Genomic DNA, 10109 nt, shown 5'->3' on the forward strand with positions numbered 1-10109 from the left:
AGGTATTTTTGAGCAGACTACTGCGCGATCCATTCTGCATGGCGGTGTGTGTAATTCAGGTGCTATGCAGGCATAAATTTTCACGATTATCTACGCGTAAAGCCGCGTCAGGCCTGAATCCCATGGTCGTTAAAAATGTCATTATCCTGCGTCGAATAATTATTTTTTTCACCTGCAGACAGCCAGACCTGCAGCGCCGCACGCAGATAGTCGAGCGAGTGCTGCATGGAACAAAGTTGAATGGTAGGATGTTGCCAAGAATAATTCATCAGCATGGGGCAGCGACGTCCCGTGCACCTGCATAATTTCCTTTAAACGGTCACGAATACTGATATGCTGTTCCTCCTCATGCGAACCCATACAGCGACCGACATCCTGATTAATTTCCTACTTTTTCAAGTTGATAATATCACGCAGCGTTTGCAGGTTCCGGCCGCTGTGGCTACTACCAGCAAGCTGCTCGCGGTATATCTGTTCGGCCTGATCCACTTCATCCCTGCGTTGCAGCCAGGCGGATTTATTTGCCTGACAGGCCTCAAATTATATCCACATTGTTAGCCGTGGTCATATAAGTGTCTCGTTATGGCTGAACGTGCTTACGCATCTGCGCGGTAACGGTGGCTCCCGGTGCAGGCATTTGGATGACCAGCCCAGTCGCCGGTGAACGGGTGAGTCCATCAATGGATGAAAAAGTGCGAAACGTGCAGTAAAGCATGCTTATGCCACACTTTCGTAACGCCATCTTTAGTTAGCTTTTCGGGAAGAAAATAAAACTAACTGACTATCAAAGAGCGCTGAACAAGCAAAGTAATCCCCACTAACAACAATCTCCATTCTTTTTGAAACTACAAATAGCCATAGCAAAGCACATCTCATATACAATTGAAATAAAAAGAAAAAAAAAACAAAAACAAACTTAACCAATCAATATCAAAAAGACCTTTTGCCGATAATGTGCTAGAAATTTGTTCAACGCATCTCAGAGCCAAAGACAGGAACAATGAGAATATGGATACGACGTTGCTGAGCGCATTAGATACTGATGGACGCGATAAATTTGAAAGCGCGATGAATGCCTTGCAAGGCGATGTTTCCGCTGCGGCCGCGAGGTTGTCGGTCGACCCCCGCTTACGCCTTGAGTACTCAAAAAGAATCAAAGAAATGTCCGCAGACTTACGCGCAAAGGCCAATGCTGGTGTGATCTCCTGGGACAAAGCGGCACGAGAGGCTCAGGAAACGAGAAATTTGATCATGGAGATGGTGCGCTCTCGCAGTACTCCACTCGGACGGGCAATGGCCGAACGAATAAAAAGCGAGGGTAAGACGCTTAATGAGTTGGTAGCAAAAAAAGCGAAAGCTTTATTCGGCCCACAGGCAAATTTTAACAACCTTTCGGAAGTACAAAAAAATCAGATATATGCAGGTATCGTTGAATCCGCAGGCAAGTCTAACCCACAAGTAAACATGAAAATGATGCAGCTCTCGCGCGTTGGAAGGGGGTTAATTGTTCTTTCTATTGCGATTTCTGTTTACGAAATTTATGCCGCTGATGATAAGGTTTCTGAATCAGGCAGACAGATAGCGATTAATGGTGCAGGTATTGCCGGTGCTGCCGCAGGTGGTGCAATGGCGGGATTAATGTGTGGGCCAGGCGCACCTGTTTGCGTGCTCATCGGTGGCTTCGTCGGCGGCGCGCTTGCTGCATGGGAAATGGGACGTTTGTGGAATTGATTATGCAACAGGTTAATTCAATAACATTGGTTAAGGTTAGTGACGCTACCGATGTAGCCCAGGCTCAATCTGACGTTGTGCTCAATGGTAAAAGCACCGGCATTATTGTGCCGGGGCAAGTGCTTGAAGCAGCGGTCCAGGTTGATGAGCAACGTTATATCCTGTTTCTGACGGATGACATTATTTTTGAAGAGTCCCTGACGATTGCCCTTATTGACGTTCATGACGGGCTTAAAGAAATTGTTCGTTTGGGCAATGAGTACTCGACAGGAACTTTTGCAGATCTTCAGGTCACTGACGATAGCGTGGACTTCAGGTTTATTGGGGATTATATTTGGACACTGACAGTGTCCGATTCACCTCGCTTGCGGCTTCCTTTTGTTTCCGATCCCAAAGGGGTTAAACGGAAGTCAGGTCTGAAAAAGTACATAACGATATCTGCCGCACCGGCGTCGGAAAACGTAAGCTGAAGTCACTATTTATCAGAATGAAAAGGCTTTCCGCTGAGCTGGATAAATGCTCCTGAGAAGTATTCAGACTCCGCGTCTGATGAAGTCCTGAAAGCCCGCACGGTGCAAGCCCTGCGGGCTTTTTATTACCTCAACATGTCACGCCATTAAACATAATTTCTCTCATGCTCAATAAGCCATTCTTTGCGTGAAATCCCCCCTCCGTAACCTGTCATCGCGCCATCTTTTCCAATTATCCTGTGACAGGGGATCACAATCGCAATCCGGTTGGCACCGTTAGCGGCAGCGACGGCGCGCACAGCATTTGGCTTATTAAGCCGTAGTGAAATGGCCTGATAGTGTGAAGTTTGTCCATAGGGAACAGCACGCAACGCATGCCAGACGGATTGTTGAAAATCACTGCCCGGGGCATCTAAAGCGAGATCAAACTGTCGGCGCGTTCCGGCAAAATACTCGTCGATCTCTTTTACTGTCTGTCGGGTATGGCTGTTTTCGCCGGTGACGATTCTGGCGTTAAATAAACGCTGTATATCGCGGAATTCTGTTTCCAACATCCGACGATCGGTAAACTCCAGCAGACAGACTCCCCGCTCTGTCGCGCAGACAAACATCGGTCCAAGCGTCGTGGTGAACCGGTGAATGACTATCACCCGGGTTGCCTGAGTCGGCGCTGCGCCAGTAAGCCGCTTGTAGGTGTAACCAAAGCCGCTCAGGGATTCATAGCCATTGTCCAGCGCAACGTCAGTCGCCGCTCGTCCGCTTTTCAGCTCCTGCAAGGCAACGTTCACCCGCTGCATTCGCTGGAAAGCCTGAAAAGTGATGCCGTGATGTTGCAGGAACCAGCGTCTTACCCGCTCCGGGCTGATTCCATGCTGACGAAGCTCCGCGTCTGCTACACGAGATTTAATATCGCGCCTGACAAGCGCAAGCGCCTGCTCAACGAATAATGGCGCGCTGTGCGCATTTTCAGCGGGCCTGCAGACCTTACAGGGACGAAAGCCAGCCGCCAGGGCAGATTTGGCATCTTTATAAAATTCGACATTTTCGCGTTTGGGCTTTCGCGCCCGGCATACCGAAATGCAGAATACGCCAGTGGTTTTGACGCCAACAAAAAACACGCCAGTGTAGTCTGAAGCGCGTTCAAGTAATGCCTGATACCAGATATCGCATAAATTCTTATCGGTTATTTTCATCACTAAAAAGTCCTTCAAACGTCTGACGCGCTCGGATCGCATGCATGACATCAGTCAACGTTGACTGCATCGCTGAATGAACAAAATTGCCCATTGAAATGCGGCTTGCCCCGGCCCGTTTCAGCCTGTCGAATGACGGTAGATCGGGCATACACATGACATTCAGGGGCAATCCCGTTGCCTCTGCTATGAGTCTGATGTCTTTCTCTGACGTCAGGCAGGGAACAAAAAGGCCGTCGGCACCTGCAGCTTTATAGCGTTGACCCCGTAATATCGTCTCCTGCAACGCGTCTTCATGCCCGAGCAGGTACGTGTCAGTCCGGATATTCAGAAACAGACGATAATCTTCCCTTCTCAGCATATTGCACACTGCTCTCAGGTTACGGGAAAAATCAGAGGCATCGTCAAGCTGACGAACCCCGTTTATGACTCGGCTGTCTTCGAGGTTAACGCCTGCAACGCCTGCCTGAGCAAGGCGCCTCAGATTGGCTGCTATCTCTTCGGCTGAATCTCCATACCCTGCTTCCATGTCAACGCTCAATGGCAGGTTGCTGACAGCCCGGATCCGGGTGACCATATAAAATAACTCATCAAACGGCATTTCCTGGCCGTCGTCATATCCCAGTGTGGACGCTATAGCTGCACTGGACGTTCCCAGTACCTGATAGCCTGCTTTTTGCGCTGCGACAGCACTGGCGGCATCCCAGACGTTGGCGATAAGAAGAGGCTCATGCTGATAGTGGCGTTCTGCAAAGTTCATATTCATATCCTCTCGATAGATTGAAAATGAATCTAAGCACTCAGTAAGAACCTCACAACCGAAATTCAGACGACCATTTTTTAGCAAACGTCGTCTGAACATGGGGGGCGGAACAGACCAAAATCTTTCAGGCTCGGGTTCCGGCTTTCAGCATGGCAAGGACCGCCCAACGGGCCGCATCGTCCGCGATATTTTCCGGCTGCGCATCAGCACGCAGCGTGATATAAGCATCAACAGCCTTTCTGAGGGCCATGCTGACGGAATCACGATCGTGCGTTGCCAGCGTGGAAGCCAACAGGTCATCAGGATCAATGCTGAGGAATTCGATGCGGCGAACCCCACGTTGCGGTAGATTTGCTCGACGGTACAGCATAGGTCCCAGCACTTGCTCCCGGAAGAATGCCAGCATGCCTATCGCTTCAAAGAGTTCTCCTCTTCCCAGTTTCACCACCGCGTAATGAAGCCAGATCCAGGCTCGGGACTCAAACCACTCCGGCGTCATATCAGGCCAGTGAGCGCTAAATTTTGCCAGTTGGCGCTCCAGAGCGGTGTTATCACGGGTAAATAACACCACGGGCTCCTCAACGCGCTGAGTGAGCATTTCCAGGGTGACAAATTTCAGATCGACATGAAGGAGTTCGGGACCATACAGGCAGATAAGCAGACGAGGCTCTCCCACATGTTCCCCGGTGAAAGCATGGAGCAGGTGACCCAGTGTTCCGGCGAACACAATACGCTGAGCCATGATTTCGTCATAGTAGAGAGGGTCTACCACAACGACAAAATCAAGATCGGAGTATTTATCAAACCCGCCATGAACAAGCGAGCCGCCAGCGAGAAGGGAGTGAATCCGCGAATCAGCCTGAAATTTAAGCTTAAGTTGCTCTGCAAAACTTCTGTGTAAATCGGGTAACGTACTAAGCATACTTTTTCCTGTTCACAAAAAAGACAAAGCATTACAGGATATCGCGCAGTGAACAGGCAGGCCAGATATTTTTTGCAGGAACAATAATGTCCTAAGAGGGTTCTCCCGATGCGTTATATTGCCCTGTAAATTCGGAGAAATTTCTGACCATCGTCGATTACTCGGATATCTGACTAACATAGTCGTACCAGTAAAGGCAACAAAGCAGTCCTTATGAGATTATATGGACTCTATGAGTCGGCCAAAACTCACCATGAAAATCATTGGATATGGCATAAACGCAAAAATTGTTTTTGACTTGCTGTCTATTGATAATAATCCTGCTTAAAACGCCAGGCTTTATACGTTAATTTGAGGGGGGTCATCCAACAGAAGATACCAAGGATAAACACTACAGCAATGCCTGATGAAATGATATTTTCTCGCGAAGCGAAGCAAACCGCCAGTATGAACAGAACCGTAAGTACGACTGAAAATATAACAGTCCCTTTAAACCGATTTGAAAGCGCAGGAAGCAAAATATCCAGCGTCGAACGCTGAGTATCCACGTAGCGTTTAAGCTTTTGCAGCTCTTCTTTTGTGAAACCAGATCTAAGCAACGCTTCTTCCGTTATCGCCATGCTATTCCCCTCCTTCTAATCAAAGCTACTATATCTTGATCTTTAAAACATAACGACCTACCGGCTGGTTGTTTATGTTGTACTCCCCTGGCTTTGACAAACATCAACACCCTCTCCCCCCGCCTGTGCAAAATTACCCACATCACCCAGCGCTACGGATTAGCCGCCCCAACCCGGAAGGAACCCCAACATGTACAAACCCATAACCGTCATAATCTTCATTCTCCTGGCCCTCGCCGCCCTTGTTGAAATAGGCTTTTTATCCTTTGGATAATCCTCAGGCGAAATCCCCCTCATCAGGGCTCATTGATCTCATTACAGTTTTTTCCTAAAGCCATCCCGCTTCGCCTGTGCCATGCTGAATCACGCTCATAACCGATAACGTTAAATGAGGATATTATGAAAAAAACAATTATCGCATTATCTGCCGTTCTGCTGGCTTCCCCAGTATTTGCTGCGACCACACATGCAACTGACGATACCGTCGCTGCGGCGAACGCAAACGCCAACGAGGCGAAGCAAAAACTGCACGAAGAGCAGAATAAAGGTGAAGAGCTGAAGCTGAAACAGAAGCACGCTGCGGAAGGTAAAAGCGAAAGCTTTGGCAGCAAGGTCAGCGAAGATTCCCAGAAAGCCTGGCATAAAACCAAAGAAGGCACCGAGAAAGGGTGGGATGCCACCAAAGAAGGCGCTGAGAAAGGCTGGAACAAAACTAAAGAAGGTGCCAGCGAGCTGGAAAAGAAAGTCACTGAGTAATCCCTTCGAAAGGCCGCATACGCGGCCTTTTTTATTCCCTCCACCCTGCTTCCTGAAGGCTAAACTTGTTTCAGGAGGGCACCGTCATGAGCCACAAAGAAACCGCACCAGAAACCCAGGGCGTTACCGTTGAACTGCTTTCCATCGTCGATCTGGGCCCGGAGATCGCAGGCATGGACGGTCGACAGCTTCGCATGCGCAGGGTGACACTCGCCCCCGGCGCGGTCTTTGGTCCGGTGCACGATCATATCGATCGCCCCGGTACCGTTTTTATCCTTGAGGGGACCATCACCGATCATCGTAACGGTATCGCCACCGATTACGGTCCCGGCGTCGGGTGGCCGGAAGACCATAATACGGTCCACTGGCTGGAAAATCGGGGCCCGATCGCCGCCGTCGAAATCTCGGTGGATATCGTTAAAACACCCTGACGCACAAAAGTCGAATAGATCCCGGGGGTGACGCGTTTACTCCCTGCCCCCTTAAAAGAGATCCTGAGATGCTGCGACGCCTGGTGATAGTGCTGATTTTGTTTTGTCCGTGGGCGTTAGCTGCCCCAAAAAGCTACATTATCGACACCGATAACACCGCCATTCGGCTATCGTGGCATGCCTTCGGCGGCATCCTCTCCTGGGCGACGTTCAGCGGCGTGACGGGCGCCGTGACGCTCAACCCGGAAAACGACGTCGACGACCATATTCACGTCACCATTCCCGTAGCAACTCTGGTGGCATCAAACAAGCTGCTTACCTGGCAGCTGAAAAGCGATATGTTTTTTGATTCTGAGCACTACCCGACTATCGAGTTCATCAGCTCTCGCGTGGTCGCCTTGGGTGACGGACGGTTCAGGGTGTTCGGCACGCTGACCGTGCGTAACATTGCCCGCCCGGTGCTCCTGGAGGCCGTGGTGAAAGACCCGCATGCGCAAGTCCTCACCCTGGATGCCACCACGGCGATCTCGCGCGCGTCCTACGGGATGGATAAGTTTGCGCTGGTCGTGGACGATCGTATTGCCATCGCCATTGCGATTAAGACAAACGACGTGCCGTCATCCTGAAATGAGCCGCTGTAGCTGCTCCGCATTTCCCCGCAGGTGAGACGGCGGATTGCGACCAATCAGGACAAACTGGTAGCCCGCCTCCTGCCACCACGCCAGGTTCATGCTGTGCCGCTGCTCCTGGCGCAGAGAGGCCCTGGTCTTCTCGTCAACAGGAGAAATACAGAGCGCCATCGGGCCGTAGTCGGCGTTGATCCAGGCAATCTGCGCGATAGAGGTGGTTTCATAGCGCAGCATTCGCACCATCTTCAACTCTGCCCCCTGCAGGACTAACTTCGACATGTGCAGCTTTATGCCGATATCCTGTGCGGCCCGTTCCAGCCCGCGCTGCAGGATCGGCGTTGCGCTGTCCATATCCAGCAGCGTCTCGACGCTGTACAGGGACATATATTGCGCTTCGAGGTCGCGAATATGGGCGTTCTCATCCGCTGGCGCGGAAGCGGGCCGCAGCAGATAGCCCAGCCCGGAGCCGATCATCAAAAAGCTGATCGATGCGGCAATCAGCGACCGCCTGCTAACGCCAGGCGCCGTGGAGGACTGTGGTTCGGGAATAGCAGCCAGACGCGCCTGCATTGTCTCCAGAGGCGCGTCATCCAGCAGGGAGGCAAACGCCCCGGCGTAATCCTGGCTGCTTTTCATCAGTTCGTTGGTTCGCCCGGCGAGGCGTTCATCACGTTTCAACTGTTCTTCAAAATGCTGCGCGTCGGCGCGGCACATCTCGCCATCTATCCATGCCACGATAGCGTCGTCGTTATAGGGCGGTGCAAAACGGTGCGCGTTCAATAGCGTTTCTCCTTTACCGGAGGCAGTGCGTCAGCGGACCTGGCAAGCGCCGCCCGTGCCGTTGCCAGCCGGCTCATCACGGTACCGATCGGCACCGCCAGCGTGTCCGCCGCCTCCTGGTAGGTAAAGCCCTCGACATAAACCAAAAATACCGCGTTGCGCTGGGCTTCAGGCAGCGTGTTGACGCGCTGCATCACCTTAAGGTAATGCAGACGCGTCTCATCCTGTTCGCGGGTGTCCGGTGCCAGAAGCTCGTCGCTGGCCACAAATCCCTGCCCCTGACGCACGTGTCGAGCCCGAAGCTCAGAGATCCAGATGGAGTGTAGTATCGCGAACAGCCACCTGTCGATGCGTGTGCCCGGCATATACTGGCTGCTCCTTTCAAGCGCACGCACGCAGGTGGACTGGACCAGCTCTTCAGCGATATCCCTGTTTCGCGACAGCACCAGCCCATAGCGCCAGAGGCGCGACAGATGTGCGGCTAACTGTTGACGAACCTCACTGGTAGCGATGGGCTTTCCCTCCACGAGAAAATCAGGATTCCGGATGTCCGTTAATGGCGGCCTGCAGGTCACGGTACTCCTCGCAGGACTGGCCACAAATACCGGCAATGACCTTCAGCTGTTCTTTCGCGAGGTCAGGACGTCCTTTTACCATCCACGCTTCACCGAGATATTCCCGGGCTTTGGCATAATCCGGGGCGATAGCCAGCGCACGCTGATAGTAACCAATGCCTTCGTCCGTACGACCAAGCTTACGCGTGGCGAACCCGCGATAGTTCCACGCTTCAGCCGTATTGCCATTTTTCAGCGAATCAAGCAGATTCAGCGCCGCCTGGTACTCTCCTTTCTTCGCGAGATGGTACGCATAGTTGGTTTTGTCCTGGTCGCTGAGGCTGCTGCTCTTGTCCGGCACGCATTTCTGAGTAGCGCTGTCATACACCTGTCCGGAAGGACAATCAGGCGTTTTGCTCTCGGTACTATTATTGCCCATCGCCAGCGCCAGTGGCGACAGCAGGGAAAAAATCAGCACCGGGATCAAACGAAACGAGGTCGTGTTCATATAAAGCTCCAGGGTGAGTGGGGAGTGACGTCAGTAAACGTCCGACTGATGAGTTTTATTCATTCTCTGCGTCATTTTTTTTGCTGTCGCGAAATCATGCTGACGTTGTAGCCCAATGAAAATAAATCAGGTTATTCATCCTCACCTTAACGTTATTATTTCGCGTGATAGCAGAGTTTTCACCTCACATAAGAATATATTTTATAGTGCAAGTGACATAATATATTTTATATCAAAAACGTTACCTTAACTTAAATGAACATTAAGCAAACCTAAAGAATATCGTTTTACATTATATTCAAAACATTCCCTACCAATTATCGCAGTGCGTAAACCACGCTAAGAAAAAACATTACATACTAAAATTAAAGCCATATAAAACAACTGATTGCACCAGCCTAATTATTGACGACATCAATATATCAATGCCTTCCACCTTGTTTTCGCACTTATTTGCGAAAGCTTAATTTGCACAACCCATGTTTTCTGTCTATATCAATTTTATATCCTCAAAAATAATTCCTCTATTAATTACAGGGTTTTACAAAACATAAAACACGAATAAAACGGTTCTCTTTCATAAAAAATTAGATTCGCTCTGATGTTGCCACTCTGAATCCTGGCGGGCATCGTGCGCGCTAAAAAACGGTCAGTGCTGCGTTATAACAGCGACTGCGCCGGGGGCGCCCTTTACCTTCTGCAGAGATGGCTCGTCTTGCTCGCCGTTTATGACACATCTGCTGGAGTAATAA

General features: G+C 50.6%; 12 protein-coding genes and 1 pseudogene. 5 read left to right on the top strand and 8 right to left on the bottom strand.

From position 1 onward, the window contains the following. Positions 1 to 107 precede the first annotated feature (107 nt). Positions 108 to 489: pseudogene (locus ACMGG5_RS00685) on the bottom strand (phage polarity suppression protein). Between the two features lie 519 nt (positions 490 to 1008). Here ACMGG5_RS00685 and ACMGG5_RS00690 point away from each other — a divergent pair. Then, positions 1009 to 1731: a hypothetical protein gene (locus tag ACMGG5_RS00690; protein WP_420277329.1), complete on the top strand. Its 723-nt coding sequence runs from the start codon at positions 1009 to 1011 to the stop codon at positions 1729 to 1731. A 2-nt stretch (positions 1732 to 1733) separates the two neighbouring features. Beyond that, the gene (locus ACMGG5_RS00695) at positions 1734 to 2201 is read left to right on the top strand and encodes a hypothetical protein (protein ID WP_420277330.1); all 468 of its coding nucleotides are present in this window, start codon (positions 1734 to 1736) and stop codon (positions 2199 to 2201) included. A 146-nt stretch (positions 2202 to 2347) separates the two neighbouring features. Here the strand turns inward: ACMGG5_RS00695 and ACMGG5_RS00700 are convergent, their stop codons facing one another. The 4 genes from ACMGG5_RS00700 to ACMGG5_RS00715 form a co-directional block, all read right to left on the bottom strand. Next, on the bottom strand, positions 2348 to 3394 hold the full coding sequence (locus tag ACMGG5_RS00700; RefSeq protein WP_420277331.1) for a bifunctional transcriptional activator/DNA repair enzyme AdaA: 1047 nt from the start codon (positions 3392 to 3394) through the stop codon (positions 2348 to 2350). Further along, complete coding sequence (locus tag ACMGG5_RS00705; RefSeq protein ID WP_267217526.1) at positions 3378 to 4154, bottom strand: isocitrate lyase/PEP mutase family protein; 777 nt, start codon at positions 4152 to 4154, stop codon at positions 3378 to 3380. Before ACMGG5_RS00705 ends, ACMGG5_RS00700 begins: the two co-directional genes overlap by 17 nt. Positions 4155 to 4281: 127 nt before the next feature. Next, the gene (locus tag ACMGG5_RS00710; protein WP_420277333.1) at positions 4282 to 5079 is read right to left on the bottom strand and encodes a nucleotidyltransferase domain-containing protein; all 798 of its coding nucleotides are present in this window, start codon (positions 5077 to 5079) and stop codon (positions 4282 to 4284) included. A 305-nt stretch (positions 5080 to 5384) separates the two neighbouring features. Beyond that, positions 5385 to 5699 carry a hypothetical protein gene (locus ACMGG5_RS00715; RefSeq protein ID WP_420277335.1) on the bottom strand — a complete coding sequence of 105 codons (315 nt, stop codon included), beginning with the start codon at positions 5697 to 5699 and terminating at the stop codon, positions 5385 to 5387. A 399-nt stretch (positions 5700 to 6098) separates the two neighbouring features. Here ACMGG5_RS00715 and ACMGG5_RS00720 point away from each other — a divergent pair, with 399 nt between their 5' ends. The 3 genes from ACMGG5_RS00720 (at position 6099) to ACMGG5_RS00730 (ending at position 7512) form a co-directional block, all read left to right on the top strand. Next, positions 6099 to 6455, top strand: a complete 357-nt coding sequence (locus ACMGG5_RS00720) for a hypothetical protein (protein ID WP_008502540.1) — start codon at positions 6099 to 6101, stop codon at positions 6453 to 6455. An 86-nt stretch (positions 6456 to 6541) separates the two neighbouring features. Continuing rightward, a complete protein-coding gene (locus ACMGG5_RS00725) occupies positions 6542 to 6886 on the top strand; it encodes a cupin domain-containing protein (RefSeq protein WP_024908323.1) in 345 nt (114 codons plus the stop codon). A 68-nt stretch (positions 6887 to 6954) separates the two neighbouring features. Then, on the top strand, positions 6955 to 7512 hold the full coding sequence (locus ACMGG5_RS00730; RefSeq protein WP_032645317.1) for a YceI family protein: 558 nt from the start codon (positions 6955 to 6957) through the stop codon (positions 7510 to 7512). Here ACMGG5_RS00730 and ACMGG5_RS00735 read toward each other — a convergent pair. The 3 genes from ACMGG5_RS00735 to ACMGG5_RS00745 are packed head-to-tail and all read right to left on the bottom strand — an operon-like array spanning position 7504 to position 9357. Then, on the bottom strand, positions 7504 to 8295 hold the full coding sequence (locus tag ACMGG5_RS00735; protein WP_420277336.1) for an anti-sigma factor family protein: 792 nt from the start codon (positions 8293 to 8295) through the stop codon (positions 7504 to 7506). The genes ACMGG5_RS00730 and ACMGG5_RS00735 overlap by 9 nt on opposite strands. Then, positions 8292 to 8822, bottom strand: a complete 531-nt coding sequence (locus ACMGG5_RS00740) for a sigma-70 family RNA polymerase sigma factor (RefSeq protein WP_370884389.1) — start codon at positions 8820 to 8822, stop codon at positions 8292 to 8294. The genes ACMGG5_RS00735 and ACMGG5_RS00740 overlap by 4 nt, the downstream gene beginning before the upstream one ends. 7 nt (positions 8823 to 8829) lie before the next feature. Then, positions 8830 to 9357, bottom strand: coding sequence for a tetratricopeptide repeat protein (locus tag ACMGG5_RS00745; protein ID WP_023294382.1), 528 nt, complete (start codon positions 9355 to 9357; stop codon positions 8830 to 8832). Positions 9358 to 10109: the final 752 nt, after the last annotated feature.

This window comes from Enterobacter sp. BNK-34, assembly GCF_048684445.1.
GTDB lineage: Bacteria > Pseudomonadota > Gammaproteobacteria > Enterobacterales > Enterobacteriaceae > Enterobacter > Enterobacter pseudoroggenkampii.